The sequence below is a fragment of the Candidatus Accumulibacter similis genome, assembly GCA_013347225.1.
GTDB classification, from domain to species: domain Bacteria; phylum Pseudomonadota; class Gammaproteobacteria; order Burkholderiales; family Rhodocyclaceae; genus Accumulibacter; species Accumulibacter similis.
This window is the reverse complement of record CP054595.1, coordinates 1,633,504-1,656,232: the sequence shown is the minus strand read 5'-3', so window position 1 is coordinate 1,656,232 and position 22,729 is coordinate 1,633,504. Positions and strand designations below refer to the sequence as shown.

Sequence of the window (22,729 nt, the reverse complement as noted above, 5' to 3'; positions counted from 1 at the left end):
CAGCTTCGCGGGTGACTGTCAGCGATAACCGGAGCGATCGAAGATCAGCTGCGCCTTGGCGCGATAGGTTGCGAGCGAGCCGACCGGCAAGTTGTCGGCCTTGAACGTGCCGAGTTTCTCCAGCGCCGGGTTGCCGACCTTGACCGCCGCCACGACCGGCCATTCGTTGTTGCCATCGGCAAAATGGCGTTGCGCCTCATCGCTGGCAAGGTACTCGAGGAACTTGAGTGCTGCTTCCTTGTGCGGTGCCGTCTTCAGCATGCCGCCGCCGGAAACGTTGACATGCGTCCCGCTGCCCTTCTGGTCCGGCCAGACGACACCGATCCGCTCCATGGTCTTGCGGTCCTCGGGCTTTTCGGAGCGCATCAGGCGTGCCAGGTAGTAGGTGTTCGCAAGCGCGACCCCGCATTCGCCGGCGGCCACCGCGCGAATCTGATCGGTGTCGCCGCCCTTCGGTGCGCGAGCAAAGTTGGCAACCACCCCGCGCGCCCACTCCTCGGCCTTCGCCTCTCCCTGATGCGCAATGATCGACGCCAGCAGCGACAGATTGTAGGGGTGCGAGCCGGAGCGCGAACACAGCTTCCCGCGCAGTCGCGGATTGGCCAGATCCGCGTAGTTCTTCACTTCCTGCGGATCGACGACGCCTTTGGCATAGACGATGACGCGCGCGCGCAGCGAGAAGGCAAACCAGTCATCGGTGCGCAGGTGGGCCGGGATGCGCGTTTCGAGCAGCTTCGAGCGCACCGGCGCCAGCAGGCCCATTTCGTGCGCCACCGCCAGGCGAGCGGCATCGACCGTCAGCAGCACGTCGGCCGGACTGTTCGCGCCCTCGTTGCGAATCCGCTCGAGCAGTTCGTCTTCCTTGCCCTCGATCCGTTTGACGCTGATGCCGGTCTGCCGCGTGAAGCTGCCGTAGAGTTCCTCATCGGTCTGGTAGTGACGGGCCGAGTAGAGATTGACGACCTTTTCCTGCGCCGTCGCGCTGGCCAGCGAGGCGCAGGCCAGAGCGACGGCGATGAGGGGACGCAAGTGCAAGAGTTGCATGGTGCAGCCTCCGTGGTTGACGATGGGAATCCATTTCCAGTGGCCGATGATAGCAGCGGCCACTGACCATGTAAATGCGAATCGTTATTGATAAAGGCGAAAAAAAAGCGACGCTTGCCGTCGCTTCTTCCCGGAGAGAGCTGGTTCAGCGCGTCAGGAGGCGGCGGGCGCCGTTGTAACGCTGAATCCAGTAACTCTGCCGCATGTCTTCGACGCGGATCTCGGCGCCGGTTCGTGGCGCGTGCAGGAAGCGATTGTCGCCGAGATAGATGCCGACATGCGAGAACGCATGCCGCATGGTATTGAAGAAGACGAGGTCGCCGGCCTTCAGTTCGTCGCGGTCGATCACCGCGCCAACCTGACTCTGCTCACGCGCGCTGCGCGGCAGCAGGATGCCCATGGCTTCCTTGAAGACGATCTGCACGAAGCCACTGCAGTCGAGCCCGGTATCCGGATTCGTTCCGCCAAAGCGATAGTTGATGCCGATCAGCTCGAATCCCTTGAGGATCAGATCCTGTGCACTGTTGCTGTAGCGCTCGAGCAGCGACGGTTCCTCGAGGGCTGGCTGCGCTTCGCTGGCGTGGACGGAGCCGACCCCGGAGAGGCTGATCAGGGCGACGCTGAAGACGGTGCGGAGGAGGTGTTTTCTGAGCATGGGGCCCAATTTATGTGAAAAAAGTCACACTGTAAACCCCCTTGGGTCAAATGCCGGCCAGCCGCAGCATCTCGACTCGGCCGCGCTTCGCGATCACGTGACGGCGGAAAGCTGCGTGCGGGCCTTTCGCCAGCGGCCCACGCTGCCCGCGGCAGCTCCGCTGGCGGCGGTCGCCACCGCCGGCAATGCCTGCACGGCGGTCTTGCCAGCCGGCACCGACCGCGGCCGATACGGGAATGCGCGGTGGTTTGTGTTTATAATCGCCGCTCTGCCGACGCGTCGGCCTGCTGTCGTCGCCAACATTGTTGCCACTGATCCACTTCATGGAGTGCGCATGAACCCCTTCAAGGCTTTTCTGATCGAGGACCGTGAGGGTCGGACACACGCTGCCCTGGTGCGGATGGATCCGGCGCAACTCGATGCGGGCGAAGTGACGATCCGCGTCGCCTACTCCAGCGTCAACTACAAGGACGCGCTGGCGGCGACCGGCGCTGGGCGGATCATCCGTCGTTACCCCTGTGTCGGCGGCATCGACCTCTCCGGAACCGTCACCGCCAGCAGCGACCCGCGCTTCCAGCCGGGGGATGAGGTGATCGCCACCAGCTTCGACATCGGCGTCGCGCATCACGGGGGTTACGCCGAGTACGCACGCATCCCCGCCCGATGGGTCGTTCCCCTGCCGGCCGGACTGTCGCTGCACGACGCCATGGCCCTCGGCACGGCTGGTTTCACGGCCGCCCTCGGGGTCGTGCGGATGGAGGAGAATGGCCTGCGGCCTGGCCAGGGCCCGGTCATCGTCAGCGGCGCGACCGGCGGAGTCGGCAGCCTCGCGGTCGACATGCTCGCCGCCCGCGGCTACAAGGTGACCGCGCTCACCGGCAAGGAAAGTGAGCGCGACTATCTTCTGCGCCTCGGTGCCAGCGAGGTGATGTTTCGCTCGCAGTTCGACCCGACGCGCATCCGCCCGCTCGACAGGGCACTCTGGGCGGGCGCGGTCGACAACCTCGGCGGCGACGTGCTGGCCTGGATGGCCAGCACGATGCGCCAGGGCGGAACGATCGCCAGCATCGGTCTCGCCGCCAGCGCCGAACTGAAGACGACGGTGATGCCCTTCATCCTGCGCGGCGCCTGTCTGCTCGGCATCGATTCCGGCTACATCGGCGAACCGTACCGCGGCGGCGTCTGGCAGCGCCTGGCGAGCGACCTGCGACCGCCCCACCTGCACGAAATGACGCGCACCATCGCCTTCGACGACCTGCCGAAGGTCTTCGATGACTACCTCCGGGGTCATGCGCACGGCCGCGTCGTGGTCGCCATTGCTGGCGCCTGACGCGGTCGGGAGCGATCGGGGCAGCGCAGGCGCGATGGAAGAGTCCACCCAGAGCCCGCGCCTCCTGATCGTCGATGAATCGCGAATGGCCCGTGCAGCCCTGATCAAGCGTGTTCGCGAGCGCTACGGCTTTCGCGAGGAGGTCAACTCCGAGTCAGCCTGGCAGGCGCTGGTGCTCGACCATTCGATCCAACTGGTGATCTGTCCGCTGACGCTGCCACTGCTCGAGGGCGACGGCCTGCTGGTCCGGGTACGCGCGTCCCGGCTGGCGCGACTGCGACAGATGCCGGTCCTGGTGATCGCCGGCGACAACCAGGAAGCCAACCAGCGAGCCCGCGAACTGGGTGCATCGGATCTCGTCAGCCGCAGTATCGAAAGCGGCGAGTTGCTGGAGCGCATCGCCACGCTGATCGACCTCGCCCAGATGGAGAGCGAGCTTGCCCGGCAGGCAACGAACCCCGCACAGCACCCGCTGACGGGATTGCCAACGCGGCAGCACATCGAGTTGCAGGCAGCGAGCGCCCTCGCGCAGTCGCTGCGGCACGGCGCTCCGGCGAGCATCCTGGTCATGGGCTTTGACCGTTTCGACGCCCTGCGCAGCGAACACGGCGACGAGTTGGCCGGCAAGCTGCAGCAGAAGCTGGCCAGCATCCTGGCACAGAAGGTGCGCAAGGAAGACAGCCTCGGCCATTATTCGGACAGCGAGCTGGCGGTCGTCTCGCCAGGCACCCCGTACCCGGCCTGCGAAGCGTTCGCCAATCGCCTGCGCGAGGCCTTTGCCGTCGCGCACATCGCGGTACACGGGCAGCGCCTGGCCCTGTCCGTCAGCGTCGGAGTCGCCAACACGCCGGTCGATCGGGCGGCATCGGCGACCTCGCTCCTCGCGCTGGCCGGCGAGCGACTGAAGACGGCCCGCCAGGCGGGCGGCAACCGGGTCCTGGCCTGCGTCGACCAGGCGGAGCCACAGGCACCGGTACCCCGTCTCGGACACGCGATCGACCTCATCCGAGCCGGGAACGACGCTGCAGTGGTTCCGCATCTGGCGCACCTGTGCAGGGAAATACTGCCCTTTCTCGAATTGCTGGAAAGGGAGTGGAAGTTGGGTCTGCCTCTGGCAGGCATTCGTGAACGCATGCAGGACCGGGAGCGCGAATCCGAAGACACCCGGCAAGCATGAAAACCATTGGTGCAGGTGGTACATCTTTTTGAAGAGGGAGTCACATGACGACAGTCAAGGAATTTCACAAGCAGTCGATCGAGAATCCGGAGGAGTTCTGGGGTGAACAGGCGAAGCTGGTGTCGTGGCACAAGCCGTTCACCAAGGTGCTCGACTTTTCCCGGCCGCCGTTTGCCAAGTGGTTCGTCGGCGGCGAAACCAACCTGTGCTACAACGCCGTCGACCGGCACGCCGAAAAGCGTCCGAATGACCGCGCCCTCGTCTTCATCTCGACCGAGACCGACCAGGAAGTCGTCTACAGCTTCGCCGAGCTCAAGAAGGAAGTCATGCGCACGGCGGCGATCATGCAGAGCCTCGGCGTCGGCAAGGGCGACCGCGTCCTGATCTACATGCCGATGGTCGCCGAGGCGCTGTTCGCCATGCTCGCCTGCACGCGCATCGGCGCCATCCACTCGGTCGTCTTCGGTGGTTTCGCCTCCGGCTCGCTGGCGACGCGCATCGACGATGCGGCGCCCAAGCTCATCGTCTCCTCCGATGCCGGCATGCGCGGCGGCAAGGCGGTACCGTACAAGGACCTGCTCGACGAAGCGATCTCGCTGGCGCAGCACAAGCCGGCCAAGGTGCTGATGATCGATCGTGGTCTCGACAAGAACTTCAACAAGGTCGAAGGGCGCGACGTCGACTACGCAACGCTGCGCGCCCAGTTCATGGATGCCGAGGTGCCGGTCACCTGGCTCGAATCCTCCGAGCCGTCGTATATCCTCTACACCTCGGGCACCACCGGCAAGCCGAAGGGCGTCCAGCGCGACACCGGTGGTTACGCCGTCGCACTCGCCTCGTCGATCAAGAACATCTACTGCGGCAACGAAGGCGAGACCTACTTCGCGACCTCGGACATCGGCTGGGTCGTCGGCCACTCGTACATCGTCTACGGGCCGCTGATCGCCGGCATGGCAACGATCATGTACGAGGGAACGCCGCTGCGGCCTGATCCCGGCATCTGGTGGCAGATCGTCGAGAAGTACAAGGTCAGCGTCATGTTCTCGGCGCCGACTGCGGCGCGCGTCCTCAAGAAGCACGACCCGGCGTACATGCACAAGTACGACCTGTCGAGCCTGCGGCACCTGTTCCTCGCCGGCGAGCCGCTTGATCAGCCGACGCACGAATGGATCATGAGCGAGCTGGGCCGGCCGGTGATCGACAACTACTGGCAGACCGAGACCGGCTGGCCGATCCTGTCGGCGATGCCCGGAGTCGAGAAGACCGAGATCCGTTTCGGCACGCCGAGCTTCCCGGTGTACGGCTACAACCTGAAGATCTTCCGCGAGGACGGAACGGTCTGCGATCCGGACGAAAAAGGCATCGTCGGCATCGTGCCGCCGCTGCCGCCGGGCTGCCTGTCGACCGTCTGGGGTGACGATGCGCGCTTCGTCTCGACCTACTTCACGCTCTTCCGCGAGCCGCAGGTCTACTCCTCGTTCGACTGGGGGATCAAGGACAAGGACGGCTACCACTACATCCTCGGCCGCACCGACGACGTCATCAATGTCGCCGGCCACCGCCTCGGCACGCGCGAGATCGAGGAGGCCATCCAGGGCCACCCGGCGATCGCCGAAGTCGCCGTCGTCGGCGTCGCCGACCAGCTCAAGGGGCAGATGCCGATGGCATTCGCCGTCGTCAAGAGCACCGACAGCATCGCCACCCCCGAGTTGGCGGCAGCGCTCGAGAAAGCGGTGATGAAGCAGGTCGACGACAGTCTCGGTGCCATCGCCCGCCCGAGCCGCGTGCACTTTCTCACCGTGCTGCCGAAGACCCGCTCCGGCAAGCTGCTGCGGCGCTCGATCCAGGCGCTGGCCGAAGGCCGCGATCCGGGCGACCTGACGACCATCGAGGACCCGTCCGCCCTCGAGCAACTGCAGCGCGCGCTCGGCACGAAGGCCTGAGCCGGCGCAGCAACGCTGCCGACCACTGATCGGCGAAGCCTGCCCCGCGAGGGGCAGGCTTTTTTTTTTTGCCGGGCCCTGCAGGGCGCACTCGCCCGGAGGTGGTAGCCACCTGCTCGCCCGACGCGTGCAAGGGCCAGCCGAACGGCAGGGTAGCCATCGGCAGCAGGCGAAGGACCCGATCAGCGCCTCGGCGCCCGCCTGGCCGACGTCCGAACGACAGTGATCGGAAAGCTTCCCGGCGGACCTCTGCAGTTATAACATGACGGTCGAAGGATGCCGATTGACAAGTATTTCCGTATTAACCGGCACTTATTGACCGCTTATAGACATCCATGGCAGCGCACGGCTTTGCAACCCCGAACGAACTTCAGGAACTCCTGGGCGAGCGCCTGAAGCGCTTGCGCCTGAATCGCAATCTGGATCAGCGCAGCACGGCCGAGAAAGCCGGCGTTTCGGAAAAGGCCCTGCGCAACCTGGAGTCCGGCCGGGGCTCGACGGTCGAGACCCTGCTGCGCGTGTTGAAAGCGCTCGACCACCTGCAGGGACTCGACATGCTCGCCCCCGAGATCAGCGTCAACCCGCTCGACCTGCTCCGCAAGCCGAAGGCGCGAATCCGTGCAACGCCGCGCGCCCGGCGGGTCAGCAAGCCGCTCAGGGAAAGCTGATCGATGGATACCCCGGTCATCGAAGTCCGCCTCTGGGGCCAACGTGTCGGCGCCGTGGCGCCCGATCCGCGTCTCGGCTGTTACGTTTTCGCCTTCGATCCGGTCTGGCGGAAGACCGGCATCGAACTGGCGCCATTGACCATGCCGCTGCAGGACACCCGCCAGAGCTTTGCCTTTCCGGAGTTGGGCGAGGCCAGCTACCGACGCTTGCCAGGGCTCCTTGCCGATGCCCTGCCGGATGCCTTCGGCAATGCCTTGATCGACGCCTGGATGAGTGCCAGGGGTGTCGACAAATCGGCCGTCACCACGCTCGACCGCCTGGCCTACATGGGCAGGCGCGGCATGGGCGCGCTGGAATTCAGGCCGGCGCGCGGTGCGCATCGCGAGAGCGCCGAGCCGCTGCAGATGAAGAACCTCGTCGAAGCCGCCCGCCGGGTGGTGCATGGCGACCTCACTGGCGATGTGCAGGCGCAGGCTGCTCTGGCCAACATCATCCGGGTTGGCACCTCCGCCGGTGGCGCGCGCGCCAAGGCCGTCGTTGCCTGGAACCCGAAGACGCAGCAGATTCGCAGTGGTCAGTTCGACGCCGCACCCGGTTTCGCGCACTGGCTGCTCAAGTTCGATGGCGTCGGCAACGACGTGGAGCTTGGCGCACCGGCTGGCGGGGCCGACTACGGCCGCATCGAATATGCCTATCACCTGATGGCGCAAGCCGCAGGCATCCACATGTCGCCCTGCCGCTTGCTGCTCGAAAGCGGCCGGGCCCACTTCATGACCCGCCGCTTCGACCGCGACGTGGTCGACGGCCAGAGCATCAAGCACCACATCCAGACGCTCTGCGCCATGAGCCACCTCGACTACAAGCAGCGCGCCACACACGCCTATGCCCAGCTCTTCATGACCATCGCCCGGCTCGAACTGGGCGACGACGCCATCGGCCAGGCATTCCGTCGCATGGCCTTCAACGTCATGGCGAAGAACTGCGACGACCACAGCAAGAACTTCGCCTTCCGCCTGCAGCAGGGCGGCGCCTGGGAGTTGGCCCCGGCCTACGACGTGACCCACGCTCACAACCCCAGGGGCGAGTGGACGTATCAGCACCTGCTGAGCGTCAACGGCCGGTTCGCGGGCATCACGCGTGCCGATCTGCTGGCCGAGGCCGACCGCTTCGGCGTCCGGAGGCCGCAAGACGCGCTCAAGGAGGTTCGCGCCGCCCTCGATCACTGGCCAGACTTCGCCAGGCAGGCCGGCCTGGGCGAGAAAGCCATCGCCGCAATCCACAGCGACTTCGAGCCAGCATGAACATCGTGGCCTCCCCAGACCGCAGCAAGATTCTCGAAACCCGCGTCGCCCAGGCCCGCGCCGCCACCGAAGCCGGCGCCGAGAAAACCCTCAAGGCGCTCGCGGTCGCCGCCAGGGAGGCGCCGGCGCGCGCCAGCGAAGCCCGGAAGAAACTGTGCGTTCGCCCTCTCTGCTGGAGCCATAGCCGCGTGGGCTGACTTGGTCATTGACGAAGGCCTTGAGGTCGTCGGGCAGGGAGATGTCCATGGTGCTCATGCCGTCAGCTTGGGTGCCTCGGCAAGACTTGGCAAGAACCTTCGATGACCCGAAAGAACGCGAGCCACGCCGAGCCCGATCAGCCACCTGCGCTAGCCGCGCCAAACGGCATATTCGGGCCGAAAGCTGGATCAGGCGCTCTTCCGATCCCTTGTCGGTGGCAGCGGCGACGAGTGCCAGCCGGCCCGTGCCAACTCGACGCCACGGAACCTTGATCGCTGGCGGGATGGCGGCCAATGGAACCGTACGCCTGCTCCAAGGCGTCGAAAAAACCGAGCGGGGCGGCCTTCCTTGGTTTCTCCCGCGGGCTCTTGCGCGACCACCGTCCGCGACATCCCGGCGAGCCAATCAGGTCGTCGCGGGCGGGCTGCCGGCAACAGCCGCCGCCTGTCGCCAGAAGGCCCGGTGCTGCGCGACGCTTCGCCGGCGATCGACCAGCACTTCCAGCAGCGTCGGCCCGCCGCGCTGCAGCGCACGCCGCAGCGCGCTGGTGAACCCGTCGAGCGACGCACAGCGCTCGCCGGCGACGCCGAAGGCAGCCGCCGCAGCGACGGGATCGACCGTCTGCGGCGTCAGCCAGCCGCGCTCGAACTCGAGCAGCTTCGCCACCGGCAGATACTCGAAAATTCCGCCGCCACCATTGTTGATGACGACGACGACGATGTCGCGCCCGCCGGCGGCGGCCAGCGCCGTCAGGTCGTGCTGCAGCGTCAGGTCGCCGAGCAGCGCGACGCAGGGTCCTTCGCTGGCGATGCCGATGGCGGTCGACAGATTGCCGTCGATGCCGCTGGCGCCACGATTGCCGAACAGCCGCAACGGCTTGTCGCCACTGCCCGAGAACGCGTCGAGGTCGCGTATCGGCAGTGAATTGCCACAGAAGAGGTTGTGGCCGGCGGGCAGCTCGTCGAGCAGCGCCGGGATCAGCGCGCCTTCGAAATCCTCCCGCGAACGCCAGTCGGCAGCGAGCGCGGCGACGCGCCGTTCGGCCTGCGCGAACATCTCGCGCCAGCCCGACGCTGCCGGCCGCAGCGGCGTCACCAACCAGTCCTCGCAGACGGCCAGCGGATCGCCCTGGATCAGCGCGGCGGCGCAGTGCAGCGGGTCGCGCCAGCGGCTGTCGGCGCCAAGGACGATCTGCAGCGCACCGCCGTTGGCGCGCAGCCAGTCCTGCAGCGTGCGCGTGACGGGAAAGTTGCCACAGCGCAGCAGCCATTCGGGTCGGGCGGCGGCAAGCGGCGATGGCGGCCGCAGGAAGGCGTCGTAGCGCACGCAGAGCCGACTGCGATCGTGCCCGCCGAAACGCAGGTTCGACAACGGCTCGGCCAGCAACGGGCAGTCGAGCTGTCGCGCCAGCGCGCTGACGGCCGCGGCGAAATCCGGCGGCCAGTCGTCACCACAGCAGACGATGACCCCTGGTCGGCCGCTGATCGCTGCACCGATCTCCGCCACCAGTTGCCCGTCCGGCAGCAGGCGGGGACGGCCCGCACGCGGCAGCGCCTGCGCGTCGCTGGCACCGCCGACGGGCGGCGCGCCGGCCGGCAACAGCGGCTCGCGGAAAGCGAGATTGAGGTGCACCGGACCGGGCAGCGGCGAGCAGCATTCGCTCAGCAGGCGTGACGCCAGACGGTGCAGGTAGCCGACCGCGAAGTCCGGCGCCGGCGGCCCGGGCGCGTGGCAGGAACGCACATGGGCGCCGAACAGCCGTTGCTGGTCGATCGTCTGGTTGGCGCCCCAGCCGAGCAGTTCGGGCGGCCGGTCGGCAGACAGCAGCAGCAGCGGCACTGCAGCGAGGTCGGCTTCGATCACCGCCGGCAGCCAGTTCGCCACCGCCGACCCCGAGGTCGCGAGCAGTGCCACCGGCCGCCGGCCCGCCTTGGCGATGCCGAGCGCGAAGAAGGCGGCGCTGCGTTCGTCGACGAGGACATGGCTGGCGATCGCCGACTGCCTCAGGAAGGCGAGCACCAGCGGGCTCGAGCGCGAGCCGGGCGAGAGGACGAGGTCACGCAGCCCCGCCGCGCGCAGGCCGTCGACAAGCGCCTGCGCATACCGCAGGTTGATCGATCCCTGCTCTTCCGGCTGCCTCACGCGCTGGCCGCCTGTCCGGCGACGGGCCGGCGGCGGCGTGCGTGCCGCAACGCGTCGGCGATCACCGCCAGCTTGACCTCCGTCTCGGCCAGTTCCTGCGCCGGGTCGGAGCCACCGACGATGCCGGCACCGGCGAAGAGTTCGGCCTGCCTGCCGTCGATCCGCGCGCAGCGCAGCGCAACGACGCTTTCACCGTCGCCATCGCGATCGACCCAGCCGATGCCGCCGCTGTACCAGGCACCGCGCCGCTCGCCGTGGGCCTGCAGCCAGCGGCTGGCGGCGGCCACCGGCCAGCCGCCGACTGCCGGCGTCGGATGCAGGCTGGCGAGCAGTTCGAAGAAACCCACTCCCGGCCGCAGGCGGCCGCGAACCGTCGTCCGCAGATGCTGCAGGCTGCCGGACTGCAGCACCTCGGCCGCCTGCGGCGCTGCCAGGGCGCTGCAGAGCGGCAACAGGGTGGTGCGCACGGCGTCGACGACCAATTGCTGCTCGCGCCGATTCTTGGCGTCGTGTAGCGACGGCGATGCTGCGCCAACCTCATCCTGCCACGCGGTCCCGGCGAGCGCGTCGACCAGCAGCGTGCGACGCCGCAGGACCAGCAGACGTTCGGGAGTGGCGCCGACGAAGCTCTCGCCAGCGCGCGCAACGCCGTAGATCGTGCAGCCGGGATGGCGGTCGCGCAGCGCCGCGAGCAGTGGCGCAACGGCGATCGCTCGCTCGGCGATGCAGCGCCGACTGCGCGCCAGCACGATCTTCTCCAGCCGGCCGTCATGGATCGCCCGCAGGGCGGCGGCGACACGCGCCATGAAAGCCTGCTCGGCGAGCGGCCCGGTGATCTCCGGCAGCAGCCGCGCCGGCGAGCGCGACGGCGGCCCCTGCCTGGCCCGCAGTTCGCCGAGCCAGCCCGGCAGCGCCGCCTCGCCGGCGGCAGCGACGCAGCTGAAGGTCGCCGTGCGCCTCCCGCCGCAGCTGCGCAGCAGGATCGCCGGCACCAGCAACTGGGCACTCGGCCAGCCGTCCGTGCTCTCGTCGGCGAAGGCAAAACCGAGGTGCGCCAGCGGGCTGAGGCCGGTCCGCTGCGGGTCATCGTGCCGCCATGCCGCCCGCAGCCCGGCGAACGCGGCCTGCAGGGCGGAGAAGCGCGCCGTACCGGTGCTGCGGAAGTCGATCGCACGGCCGATCGCCAGGCGGTACTCGCGGTCGCCGGAGGTGGCCGGCGAAGCCCACCAGCTGCACTCGCGACGCCCAACGTCCACGGTCGGCCAGGCGCCATCCTCGACACCGAGCCAGTCGTCGTCGCCGCCACCGAGATCCAGGCTGATGCTCAGTAGATCGTTGCCGCGCGCGCCGGCAAGCGTGGCGCGCAGGCGGCGGCCGAGCAGTGCGATCTGCGCCGCATCGAGCAGCCAGCCCGGCATCAGACAACCTCCGCCGCCAGACGGAGCAGGACGGCACGCTCGAGCTTGCCCATGCCGTTGCGTGGCAGGCGATCGACGCAGCGGAAGCGCCGTGGCCTGCTGGCCGGCGGCAGGTGTTGACGCGACCACTCGTGCAGCCGTTGCAGGTCGGGCTGACCGACGACCAGCGCCAGCAGCGAATCGCCCCACTCCGGGTCGGCAGTCGCCGTCACCGCCACGTCGCTGACTCCCGGACAGGCTGCCAGGCACTCCTCGACGCCGGCCGGATGGACATTGACGCCACCGCTGACCAGCATGTCGTCGGCACGGCCACGGATGCTGAGGCGCCCGGCGGCATCGATTTCGCCAAGGTCGCCGGTGACCAGCCAGCCGTCGACCAGACCGAGGCCCGGGCGCCTCTCCGGGTTGAGATAACCGGCCATCACCTGCGCTCCGCGCAGGCAGATGCGGCCGTCGGCAGCGATGCGCGCGGCAAGCCCGGGCAGCGGCTCGCCAACCAGGCCGGGCTGCCACCCCAGTTCCGGATCGAGCAGCGTCGCCGCCTGCGCCGCGCTCTCGCTGAGACCCCAGCTCGGACGGATCGGCCAGCCGGCGGCCAGCGCCTGCTCGCAAAGTGGCCGCGACAGGGGGCCGCCGCCGATGAGCGCATGCCGCAGGCTGGCCGGCGGCGGTCGACCGGCGGCGACGTCGAGCAGTCGCGCGAGCATCACCGGCACCAGCGAAATGTGACTCACCGCCTGTTCGTTGAGGTCGCGCCAGACTTGCGGCGCGGCAAAACCGCTGTGCAGCAGCAGTGTGGCGCCGGCCTGCAGGCAGCGACAAAGCAGCGACATGCCGCCGACGTGGTGCAGCGGCAGGCAGCCGAGCCAGGTGTCGCCGGCGGCCAGCGGCAGGCGCTGCTGCGACGCGGCGACCGCCACAGCGAGATTGCCGGCCGTCAGCATCACCGCCTTCGGCTCGCCTTCACTACCGCTGCTGGCGATGACCAGGGCAAGGTCGTCGTGGTCGACGGCGGGCGCTGGCAATCCGCGGTACCGCGGCCACTCGCCGGGAGGCGTGCGCAGGCGCTGCAGCCGGCCGCCGGCGAGTTTCTGCAGGCGCGGCCAAGCGGCAGGGGCGGTCAATGGATCGAGCGGCAACAGCGCCGCCCCCGCCGCCGAACAGGCGACGGCAGCGAGCGCCAGGTCGGGTGCCGTGGCGGCACAGCCGACGATCGCGCCGGCGGCGATGCCACTGCTGCGCAGGCAGGCTGCGCCCTGTCCGGCCAGTGTCAGCAGCTCTCGATAACGCCATTCGCCAGTTGCCGCGCGCAGCGCGCAGGCGTCTGGACGCTCGCGCACAGCCGCGACCAGCCACGAGGCGAGCAGACTCATTGCCGACCGGCGCTGCGCGTGTTCATGCGGCGCATCTTACGCGGCGCCCGCCGCCCGCGGCTTTGCTGCCGATCAAGAAAGGGCCGCTGTTACGCTCGTGTCTAGCCGCCGACCCGGATATCGATCGGCTGCGGTGCTTCGTCCACCGGCGGCGCCTTCGGCACCGGCTGGCCCTCGAAGTAGAGTCCGATCTGGCGCTCGCGACGCAACTTCAGGCCGCGGTGCTCCTTGCCCATGGCCAGCGTCCAGCGCCGCAGTTCGGCCGGTACGCGCTGATGCTCGCCGGCATTGATCAGCTTCAGCAGGGTCGAGTTCTGCAGCATCTCGGCGCCGACGTTGTAGGTGAAATCGCAGAGCGCCGCGTACTGCCCGTCGCTGAGCGGGATCTTCACCAGGCTCATCACCGCCCGCTGCGCGCGCCGCATGCTCTCGGCCAGCATCGCCTCGGCCTGCGCCTCGCTGATGCCGCGGCGCAGCGCCGCCGGTTCGCCGCCCGCACAGGGAGCCTGCCGCAGCAGTTGACCGTAGCCGATGCTGCAATGGTTGTCGGCGTTGGTATACGGGCGTGGCACGAAACCCTCCGACAGCCGCGTCAGCCGCTGGCCCTTCTCCGGAATGCGCCGCAGCCAGGCCCCCTTGGGCAGCGCCAGTTCGATCTCGCCTTCAAGCAGCAGGCCGGGCGTCAGCCGCTCCGCGGGCGCCGGGGAACCGGTCGCCGGCGCCAGACTCGCCGCGTCGCAGGTGCCACCCGGCGCGCACACCAGCAGATAGGACACACCGCCCTGCAATGGCGCCGTCCGCGGCAGGCCGGTGAAGCTCCGCGCCGCCAGCTGCTCGAGCCGGGTACGCGCTGCCGGCGCCAGGCGCGCGAAGCCGTCGTCCACCGGCGACTGCTCGTCAGACCCACCGGCATACTGTTGCAGGTCGAGCGGCTCCTGGCTGAGAAAGGCCGCCAGCAGCGTCACCCCGGCCGGCTTCGCCGGCATCGCTGGCGACTGTGGCGGTTCGCCGGGAATCCGGAACGTGCCCGCAAGCACCTGGTTGTCGGTCTGCTGGCGATTCGGAAAGAGCAGTGTCGCGACATCGTCCGGGCCGACGCTGACGACGTTCAGATGACCGGCGCGCGGCACATCGACGGTCAGCGCCAGCGGCTCGCCTTCGCGATAGCTCGCCCTGCTCAGCCGCAGGGTCAGCCCGCCGGCAAGATTGGCGGCATCCTCGATGCTGCGACGGAAGGGCTGCCGCGCCACCGGCGCTGCGGCCGCCGCGGCCGTGTCCCCCGCAGCCGCGGCCGGCTTCGTCTCCTGCGCCAGAGCGCCGCCCGCCGGCGACAGCAGAAACGCGCCGATGGCGCCGGCGATTGCCTTCCGACCGACCACTGATCTCATTCTTCCCCCCGTTTGCAAGCATGCAGTTCGCGCGTACCGGCGCAAGTATAGCTACACTCACGCCATGTGCGGACGTTATGCCGTCGCAGCGCCTCGCTCGCAGCCCGCTGCGCGCTGCGCTCCCGCTCACTGCGACGACTGCCGGCTGCGCTGCAACATCGCCCCCGGGCAGCGACGTCGCCGCCGTCCGGCTGTCGCCGGCTGGCGAGTGCATGCTGCATCTGCTGCGCTGGGGCCCGCTGCGGCACTGTTGCCAGGCGGGCCGGCAATCGGCGCGCGGCTGATCAACGCCCGCGACGAACCGTTGCGCGCCAGGCCATCGGTCCGCCAGTCCTTCCAGCGCCGGCGCTGCCTGATCCCGACCAGCGGCTTCCACGAATGGCAGGCGGCAACGGCGTCGACAAGGCAACCGTGGTCCTTCTCGCTGCAGTCGGGCGAGCCGCTGGCGATGGGCGGTCTCCGGGAGTCGTGGCCCCCGCCTGCCGGCGACGTCCTGCGGACCTGCTGCGCCATCACGAGCGCGGCCAACGATCTGCTGCGTCCGATCCACGAGCGGCTGCCGCGGATCGTGGCTGGCAGCAACTGGCAGCACTGGCCGGCGGCACGGGCAGGCGAGGCCGACGAGCCGCGGACATGGCCGCTGAGCCAGCGCGTCGGCAGCGCGAGCGCGGAAGGGTCCGACCTCATCGCCGATTGCCGCGGCAGCGACGGTGACGACCCGCAGTGAGCCGCGCGGCAGGCCACGTTCCGGCGGAGCGACTGGTTTTGTAGCATAATCGCGCGCACACCCCGGACCTGAGGCCTGCTTGATCCAGTTCGTTCCCCCACAGCGCTATGACTCGATGAAGGCAACGGGCAAGTTGCCTTCACCAAAGGGTGTCGCCTTCTCGATCATCAAGCTGCTGCAGCGTGACGACTTTCGCGTCTCCGATCTGGTGCAGCTGGTACAGTCCGACCCGGCGATTGCCGGACGCCTGCTGAAGTTCGCCAACGCTGCCGCCTTCGGCCGCACACGGCCGATCGTTTCGCTGCAGCGGGCGATCGTTGCCCTCGGTGCGTTTCGCGTGCGAGAACTGGTGATCGGCCTGTCGGTGATGCACACCCACACCAGCGGTCAGTGCTCGACCTTCGACTACGGTGCCTTCTGGGGACACTCGCTGGCAACCGCCATTGCCTGCCAGGAACTGGCCCACTTTGCCCAGATCTCGAGCGAGGAACTGTTCACCATCGGCTTGTTGGCGCGCGTTGGCGAGCTGGCGATGGCTTCGCTCTACCCGGAAGAATACTCCGTCATTCTGCTCAAGGCGAAGGAGGGCGGCATCAGCCTGGCGACCCTCGAACGCGACTGCCTGGAGATGGACCACCAGCAGCTTGGTGCGACGATGCTCGCCGAATGGGGTCTGCCGGAGTTGCTGATCCAGGCTGCCTACCATCACGAGCAACCGGACCTCGCCGGCTTTCGCGACGGCTCGCGGGTGCAGACGCTGACCCACTCGCTGCACTTCGCGCGCGCGCTGGCCGAAGTCTGCATGGCCAACGAAGAGGCGCGCTGGAGCCTGCTGCCGGGCCTCCTGACGCGCGCCGCCCGCCTCGGCATCAGTGGCGACACGCTGAACGACATGGCCGACCGGACGGTCCGCCGTTGGCGCGAGTGGGGCGCCATGCTGCACGTGCGGACGCAGGAGATGCCCCCGTTCGCAGAGATTCTCGCTGCCAGTCCACCCACCCGGCGGGTCAGCCCGGCCAACCAGGAACCGGACGGCAAGCTGGCTTCGCCGCGCCTGCACGTCCAGCTCGTCGGCATTCCGGTGGCGGAGCTGCCGAATCTGATGCAGCAGATCGAGAGCCTCGGCCACCAGCCGGTGCTGGTCGAAAGCAATATCGATGACCTCAAGCAGGTGCTCCGCGAACCAGCCCAGATCGTCATTGCCGACATGGCCATGCCCGGACTGAAACCGGCCGTCTTCTGCCGCATCCTGCGCCAGACGCCGGCGGGCAAGGAAAGCTACGCGCTGCTGCTGGCCTCGCCGGGCAGTGAAGCGCACATCCTCGAAGCCATCGACGCCGGCGCCGACGACGTCCTGGTCAAACCGGTCGGCATCCAGACGTTGCGCGTCCGCCTCAACACGGCCACGCGGATGCTGCTGCTTCGCGAAGAGATCCAGCGCGAGCGGCGCGGCATCATGCGTTCGACCGACGAGTTCGCCGTCACCCACCGCCGCCTGCTGCAGCAGGCGCTGACCGACGCCCTGACGCAACTGCCGAACCGCCGCCATGGCCTCGACTACCTCGCCTCCGAGTGGGCGTTCGCGCAGTCCAACGGGCTGCCGATGGCGTGCCTGCTGCTCGATATCGATCACTTCAAGCGCATCAACGACAGCTACGGCCATGCCGCCGGAGATGCCGTCCTGCGCCAGCTCGCCGACCTGCTGAAGCGTGCCTCGCGCGTCGAGGACCTGGTCTTCCGCTACGGCGGCGAGGAGTTCGCTGCCGTTCTGCCGAATGCCAACGTCCGCGCTGCCACCCAGATCGCCGAGCGAATCCGCGCCCTGGTCGAGAAGTACACCTTCCTCTGGGAGCAGCAGTCGATTCCCCTCACCGTGAGCATCGGCGTCGCCAACCTCTCGAGCAGCCTCAAGGAGAGCCAGGCACTGATCGAGGCCGCCGACGCCGCGCTCTACGAAGCCAAGCGCAGCGGTCGCAACCGGGTCGTCGTCGCCGCCTGAAGCGTGCCGCGGTGGCGACCGTGGCACCACGCCGGCGATGCGACTGCATCCGCCGCAGACTGTTCCGCGGCTGGCACCGGACGGCTCGGCGAACCGCCTTCGCCGCTTGTCGACCGGCGATTGACGCGCCTCGACCGCGCCACCTATACTCTTGTTGTCACCATTGGCTTTCGCGTCGTTGAGGTTGATGAGCGCCTTTCCGTGCTGGACCGAGATTTATCCGCCCGCCCGCTCGTTCCCGGCAACGCAGGCGGGACCGGCCTGGTCGGTCGATCAGCAGTTTCTGGGCGGCCATCCGGCGAAGGTGCGAGACCTGTTCGTCGACCTGGCCGACGTCGTAACGGCGCTGCGTCGCCGCGACAACCCCATCGACACCCTCGAGATCCATGCCGACGTACTCAGGATCGGCGCAGCCGTCAATTTCACGATGCAGTTCGTCCGCATCCACGTCCGTCGCATCGAGGTGGGCTGCGGTGGCGTCCTGCAGGTAGACCAGCCGGCGAATTCTGGCGAATGCGTGCTCGAAATCGTCAGCGATGAACTCGTCATCGAGAATGCGACCTCGCCCTGGATCAGTTTCCGCGGCTTTGCCCCGCAGCTGCCGCCCGACGAGATGTCCAGGCGGATCCACCTGCAGTGCACGCGCGGCGCAACGGGGGACGCAGTGATCACGCTCGGCACGTCGGATGAGGTGCCGCCGGGTGACTGCCTGCTCGGCGAACTGCAACTGCTGACCGCGATGCGTCTCCGTCATGGCGGCGCCGGCACCGCACCGCAGCTTGCCGGGTTGCCGTTGCGTATCGCCAGCTGGGTCAACCGCTCGCAGACGCACGCCGATGGAGATGCGCGGCTGGCTCTCGAGAGCGCCCTGCTGCTCGAACGTTTGCGCACGTTGCAGCCGCAACTGCATGCCGTTCCAAGCCTGCGCCTCGAGCGTTACAGCCGTCTCGCCGAAAAGACCGCAGACGCACTGCGCGCGATCGACGAGGAGTGCACCCACCTGTTCGACGCCGTCGCCGACATCGGGCTGCGCAATGGCGATGCGGAGGTCGTCCTCGGCCATTATCGCAACTGTGCGGCCCTCTCGCAGAACCTCCTGCACGAGGCGCGCCGGGATGAGGACGCGGCGGCAGCGGCCTGCGCGGCCAGCCGCAGGAAGCTGGAAGCACAGAAGAGCAAGCTCGAGCAGGCGCGCAAGACGTTCCAGGAAGGCTGCGACGAGAAGACCCGGCAACTCGAGCTGGAGGCTGGGGTGGGAATCGGTGCGGCCGTCCTGGCCGTCGTCGTTGGCGTCCTGGCGACGTTCTTCGGCAGCGGGAACGGCCCCGCCGCTGCCGCACAGGGCGTGCAGGGAGCGGCCACTGCCGCCCGGCAACTGAGCCGACTGTTGCAGATCCTGAACCGGATCTGGGATCTGGTGAAGGCCGTGCGGGCCACGCTCGAGCTGATGATGACCGCGCAGAAGGTGTACGACGCCGTCGCCAAGAACCTGGCCGGCCGCTAGGCGGCCACCGAAGCCACCAGGCTGACGGGCTGGAGCGACCCCGCCTCGGGGCACGAGCCGGTGAGTGTAGGCGATTGGGAGGCGTTGCGCGTCGAGGTCCGCGCCGCCTTCGACGAGGCGCTGAAGATGGAGATCAGCGGCGCGACCGAACTGCTCGCGGCGATCGAGGTCTTCATCATCCTCTCCGAAGAGGCCGTCAACACCGGCGTCCATCAGGCACGCTGCATGCAGGTCCGCCTGCAGCGGGAGTGGGAACTGCAGCGCGATACGATCGATGCCGCAGCCGTCGAGGCGAGACGGACGATGCTCGGCAAGCGTGCCGAAATCGACCGCGCGACGCTGATGTTCTACGAGCGCATCCAGGATCAGCTCAAGCTGCAACTCGTGCGCGCAATCGGCAACATGCGCGATGCCTACCGCTATTGCACGCTGCGCGAACCGGCCTTTGCGCCGTCGCTGACGGACAGCGGTGCGACGCTGTACGCGCTGCTGGCCTGCGCCGAGGCGGAACTGACACAGTTCCTCGAGAACTCGCAGCGCATGTCGACCTGGACACCGACGGCCTACCGCATCTGGGAACGGCGGGTGCTCGACGAGCTCGGGACGGAGCGGACGCTGTCGTGGACGATCTCGCTGCACAACTATCCACGTGTCGAACGGATCCGCATTTCCGAGGTGCACCTCTGGCTGGTGTGCGGCAAGCCGTATTACCGCAACATCTCGATCCTCGTCTCGACGCCCGGCATCTACAAGGACCGTACGCCCGCCGGTCCGATCGAGTTCGCTGCCGCCCCCTACAGCAGTACCTTCCAGTACAACCTGCTGCCGCCACGCTCGCACGGGGACGCCCGCGATCATCGGGGCCGCAGCGTGCACATCACGCTGCACGGCGACGACGCCGACAAGTCGCGTTTCGAGCCGACACCCTTCACCACCTGGCGCATCCACATCCCGGCGGACCTCAATCATGGTCTCGATCTGGCGGATGTCGAGGAGATCGGCCTCGAGTTCCGGGGCACTGCAGCCGGCATCGACGCGGGTGACGCCGCCGGCACTGCCGAGTCATCGCCATGAGCGGCAGCGTGCCGGCAGCAGCCGTCCCCGAGCGACCCGCACTGCGGGTCCTGCTGCCAGCCGTCGTCCTCGATGCCGCGTTGCTCGCCGGCGCGGCCGCCGGGCAGGCGGGATGGATTGTCGTGCGCGCCGACACGGTGCGCATCGAGGGACGATGCCTGCTGCCCGGGGCAACGGTCGACATCCTCGCACGGCGGATCGAGTTCGCGCCCGACAGCGCCATCGACGTCACCGGCGCCGCAACGGCCGGCTGCGACGCTGCGGCGCGCGACCCCACCCTGGATGGCACGGCGCAGCACCTCGACGGCCGCCAAGGTGCTGGCGGACCGAACGGCAACGACGGTGGCCTCATCCGGATCTGCGCGCGCGAGGTGGTGGGAACGGCGACGCTGCTCGCGAACGGCAGCGCGGGTGGGCGCAGCCAGCGCGGTGGCGACGGCTTCGCGCACGTCAACGGCCAGAATGCCCGGCGCGACGCCGGCCTTCTCGCCGGTGACATGCCCGTTCCACCGGGCGCTGTCGCGGGTATCGTACGCATGCTGATGCCGGGCGTCGACAGCTACCAGCGCGCCCGCTATGGCGGCCACGCGCAGGCATGGCTCCGCTTCGGCACGCTCGGCCAGGGCGGCCGCGGTGGCGCTCCGGGGCGGCCGGGCGACGGCGGCAGCAGCGGCCGGATCATCCTGCGCCACGCAATACCGTTGGCGACGACACCAATTCTCGCCGCCAGCGGCGGTGCTGCCGGCAAACCCGGCGACTTCGGCGCCGCCGGGGAGCCCGGTGCCGACGGAGCGCACGTCCTGCTGGTCAATCTGGGCCACGGCTACCAGGTCCACGACATCGACATGTATTGGCAATACGAGCTGCAGGGCGAGCTGATGGGCGGCTTGGCGCAACTCCGCGCCGCCGCCGCGAGCGCCGCTGCAATCGTTGCCGAGCCGGCGCAGGCGGGCAGGACGCTGCCGGATGCCGTTTCCTGTACGCCGGCGAGCAGCGCCGAACTGGCCAGCGAGTGTTCGCTCGACTACCTCGAGCTGATCCGCGCGGGCGCGTCGCGCGACCTCGCGCGCGCCAACCGGTCGCGCGGACTTGCACGCTATGAGTGGCTCGCCGACCTCACGCGCAACGCCACCGACCAGGCGCGCCAGGACCTGCATGCTGCGGCGATGAAGGCGATGGCGGCGCTGGCACCCGCCGCCATCGCCCTGCCGGCGACGGACGGCTGACCGGCTGGTGCGCGCTTCGTGACCGCTGCCGGCGCCGCCTTCGTGCCGTCTCGTGCCGCGCCGGGATGCCGCCGACGATGAGCGCGCCGATGACGGCAATTCGCTTCGACCGCAGAGAACCGGATGCCGGCAACGGCTTCCAGGCGGCGAGCGCGCACCTCATCGTCGCCAGTCATGCCCGCCTGTTGCGCCGCGACCTGCTGCCTGACGGCGAGCCGACTGATCTCGCGCAGCGTCTCTACCGCGCGCCGTTCATCGTCCTGGCACACGATGCGGCGCCCGATCCGGTCTTCTTCTACGCCAACCTCGCCGCGCAGGAACTCTTCGCGATGCCGTGGCGGGAAATCGTCCGTCTGCCATCGCGGCTCTCGGCCGAACCGCTGGCGCGCAAGGAACGACAGCGGCTCCTCGATCGCGTCGCCCGCGACGGTTTCATCGACGACTACGGCGGCGTTCGCATCTCCGCCAGAGGTGAACGCTTCCGCATCTGTGGCGCGACCGTCTGGAATCTCGTCAGCGATCAAGGAACGGTCGTCGGGCAGGCGGCGACGTTCGCCACCTGGTTGCCGCTCCGCTGATCGCCGGCAACCACCCCGGTGTGACGAATCCGGCGCCTGTCCGCCGACCGTGATTCAATCAGCGCAGCCAGATGGCCTGCCGGATGTGTTCAGCGCCATCACGCCCATCATCATGCCCGCCGCTTCAGTACCGCAGCGCCCTCGCGTGATGCCGCAGATGATCGTCGATGAAGCTGGCGATGAAGTAGTAGCTGTGGTCGTAGCCCGGCTGCAGCCGCAGCGTCAAGGGCTGGCCGGCGGCGGTACAGGCCTGCTGCAGAAGCTCGGGCAACAGTTGCGTGGCGAGGAAGGGGTCCGCCAGACCCTGGTCGACGAGCAGCGGCAGGCGCTCGCCGGCGATGGCGATCAGCTCGCAGGCGTCCCATTCCTTCCAGCTCTCGCGGTCGGCGCCGAGGTAATTGCCGAAAGCCTTCTCGCCCCACGGGCTGGCGAGCGGGTGACAGATCGGCGCCAGTGCCGACAGCGAGCGATAGCGGCCAGGGTTGCGGAGCGCGCAGACCAGCGCGCCGTGACCGCCCATCGAGTGGCCACTGATGCCGCGCCGGCCATCGATCGGCAGGCTGGCCTCGACCAGTTGCGGCAGTTCGTGCACGACGTAGTCGTGCATGCGGTAGTGCCGCCGCCACGGCAACTGCGTCGCGTTCAGGTAGAAACCCGCACCATGGCCAAAATCCCAGCAGCCTTGCGGGTCGCCGGGCACATCGTCACCGCGCGGACTGGTGTCGGGAGCGACGAGGGCGAGCCCGAGTTCGGCGGCGACGCGCATCGCCCCCGCCTTCTGCATGAAGTTCTCGTCGCTGCAGGTCAGCCCGGAGAGCCAGTAGAGCGCTGGCACCGGGTGCGACTCGGCCTGCGGCGGCAGGTACACGGCGAACACCATGGCGCAACCGAGGGTGGGCGAATGATGACGGTAGCGCCGGTGCCAGCCGCCCCAGCAGCGATTGGCGGCAAGCTCCTCGAGCAGAGGCGGGGTGACAGCCATC

General features: G+C 68.5%; 19 protein-coding genes. 12 read left to right on the top strand and 7 right to left on the bottom strand.

Annotated features, from left to right (window positions below; all coding sequences use genetic code 11):
- Nucleotides 1-18 precede the first annotated feature (18 nt).
- Nucleotides 19-1,044, bottom strand: a complete 1,026-nt coding sequence (locus HT579_07650; GenBank protein QKS28804.1) for a Fe(3+) ABC transporter substrate-binding protein — start codon at nt 1,042-1,044, stop codon at nt 19-21.
- Between the two features lie 145 nt (nt 1,045-1,189).
- Nucleotides 1,190-1,699 carry a C40 family peptidase gene (locus tag HT579_07645; GenBank protein QKS28803.1) on the bottom strand — a complete coding sequence of 170 codons (510 nt, stop codon included), beginning with the start codon at nt 1,697-1,699 and terminating at the stop codon, nt 1,190-1,192.
- A 334-nt stretch (nt 1,700-2,033) separates the two neighbouring features.
- Here HT579_07645 and HT579_07640 point away from each other — a divergent pair, with 334 nt between their 5' ends.
- The 6 genes from HT579_07640 (at nt 2,034) to HT579_07615 (ending at nt 8,316) form a co-directional block, all read left to right on the top strand.
- Nucleotides 2,034-3,029, top strand: a complete 996-nt coding sequence (locus HT579_07640; protein QKS28802.1) for an oxidoreductase — start codon at nt 2,034-2,036, stop codon at nt 3,027-3,029.
- Nucleotides 3,030-3,063: 34 nt separating this feature from the next.
- Nucleotides 3,064-4,206, top strand: a complete 1,143-nt coding sequence (locus HT579_07635) for a diguanylate cyclase (GenBank protein QKS28801.1) — start codon at nt 3,064-3,066, stop codon at nt 4,204-4,206.
- Between the two features lie 44 nt (nt 4,207-4,250).
- The gene (locus HT579_07630) at nt 4,251-6,149 is read left to right on the top strand and encodes a propionate--CoA ligase (protein ID QKS28800.1); all 1,899 of its coding nucleotides are present in this window, start codon (nt 4,251-4,253) and stop codon (nt 6,147-6,149) included.
- A gap of 335 nt (nt 6,150-6,484) precedes the next feature.
- Nucleotides 6,485-6,817, top strand: coding sequence for a helix-turn-helix transcriptional regulator (locus tag HT579_07625; GenBank protein ID QKS28799.1), 333 nt, complete (start codon nt 6,485-6,487; stop codon nt 6,815-6,817).
- A 3-nt stretch (nt 6,818-6,820) separates the two neighbouring features.
- On the top strand, nt 6,821-8,119 hold the full coding sequence (locus HT579_07620; GenBank protein QKS28798.1) for a type II toxin-antitoxin system HipA family toxin: 1,299 nt from the start codon (nt 6,821-6,823) through the stop codon (nt 8,117-8,119).
- Entirely contained in the window at nt 8,116-8,316 is a 201-nt protein-coding gene (locus HT579_07615) for a hypothetical protein (GenBank protein ID QKS28797.1), read from the top strand. Before HT579_07620 ends, HT579_07615 begins: the two co-directional genes overlap by 4 nt.
- Nucleotides 8,317-8,722: 406 nt before the next feature.
- Here HT579_07615 and menD read toward each other — a convergent pair whose 3' ends face one another.
- From menD to HT579_07595, 4 genes are all read right to left on the bottom strand, one after another.
- On the bottom strand, nt 8,723-10,459 hold the full coding sequence (menD, locus tag HT579_07610) for a 2-succinyl-5-enolpyruvyl-6-hydroxy-3-cyclohexene-1-carboxylic-acid synthase (GenBank protein QKS28796.1): 1,737 nt from the start codon (nt 10,457-10,459) through the stop codon (nt 8,723-8,725).
- Nucleotides 10,456-11,877, bottom strand: coding sequence for an isochorismate synthase (locus HT579_07605; GenBank protein QKS28795.1), 1,422 nt, complete (start codon nt 11,875-11,877; stop codon nt 10,456-10,458). The genes menD and HT579_07605 overlap by 4 nt, the downstream gene beginning before the upstream one ends.
- Nucleotides 11,877-13,250 carry a long-chain fatty acid--CoA ligase gene (locus tag HT579_07600; GenBank protein ID QKS28794.1) on the bottom strand — a complete coding sequence of 458 codons (1,374 nt, stop codon included), beginning with the start codon at nt 13,248-13,250 and terminating at the stop codon, nt 11,877-11,879. Before HT579_07600 ends, HT579_07605 begins: the two co-directional genes overlap by 1 nt.
- A gap of 101 nt (nt 13,251-13,351) precedes the next feature.
- A complete protein-coding gene (locus HT579_07595; GenBank protein QKS28793.1) occupies nt 13,352-14,638 on the bottom strand; it encodes a DUF4384 domain-containing protein in 1,287 nt (428 codons plus the stop codon).
- Nucleotides 14,639-14,702: 64 nt separating this feature from the next.
- Here HT579_07595 and HT579_07590 point away from each other — a divergent pair, with 64 nt between their 5' ends.
- The 6 genes from HT579_07590 (at nt 14,703) to HT579_07565 (ending at nt 21,746) form a co-directional block, all read left to right on the top strand.
- Nucleotides 14,703-15,365: an SOS response-associated peptidase gene (locus HT579_07590; GenBank protein QKS28792.1), complete on the top strand. Its 663-nt coding sequence runs from the start codon at nt 14,703-14,705 to the stop codon at nt 15,363-15,365.
- Between the two features lie 79 nt (nt 15,366-15,444).
- Complete coding sequence (locus tag HT579_07585) at nt 15,445-17,364, top strand: HDOD domain-containing protein (protein ID QKS28791.1); 1,920 nt, start codon at nt 15,445-15,447, stop codon at nt 17,362-17,364.
- Between the two features lie 187 nt (nt 17,365-17,551).
- Entirely contained in the window at nt 17,552-18,868 is a 1,317-nt protein-coding gene (locus tag HT579_07580) for a hypothetical protein (GenBank protein QKS28790.1), read from the top strand.
- 60 nt (nt 18,869-18,928) lie between these two features.
- Nucleotides 18,929-19,942 (top strand): hypothetical protein, encoded by a 1,014-nt coding sequence (locus HT579_07575; protein QKS28789.1) that lies wholly within the window; start codon nt 18,929-18,931, stop codon nt 19,940-19,942.
- Nucleotides 19,939-21,168, top strand: a complete 1,230-nt coding sequence (locus HT579_07570) for a hypothetical protein (protein ID QKS28788.1) — start codon at nt 19,939-19,941, stop codon at nt 21,166-21,168. The genes HT579_07575 and HT579_07570 overlap by 4 nt, the downstream gene beginning before the upstream one ends.
- An 89-nt stretch (nt 21,169-21,257) precedes the next feature.
- Nucleotides 21,258-21,746 carry an MEKHLA domain-containing protein gene (locus tag HT579_07565; GenBank protein ID QKS28787.1) on the top strand — a complete coding sequence of 163 codons (489 nt, stop codon included), beginning with the start codon at nt 21,258-21,260 and terminating at the stop codon, nt 21,744-21,746.
- 124 nt (nt 21,747-21,870) lie between these two features.
- Here HT579_07565 and fghA read toward each other — a convergent pair whose 3' ends face one another.
- On the bottom strand, nt 21,871-22,728 hold the full coding sequence (gene fghA / locus HT579_07560; GenBank protein QKS28786.1) for an S-formylglutathione hydrolase: 858 nt from the start codon (nt 22,726-22,728) through the stop codon (nt 21,871-21,873).
- Nucleotide 22,729: the final 1 nt, after the last annotated feature.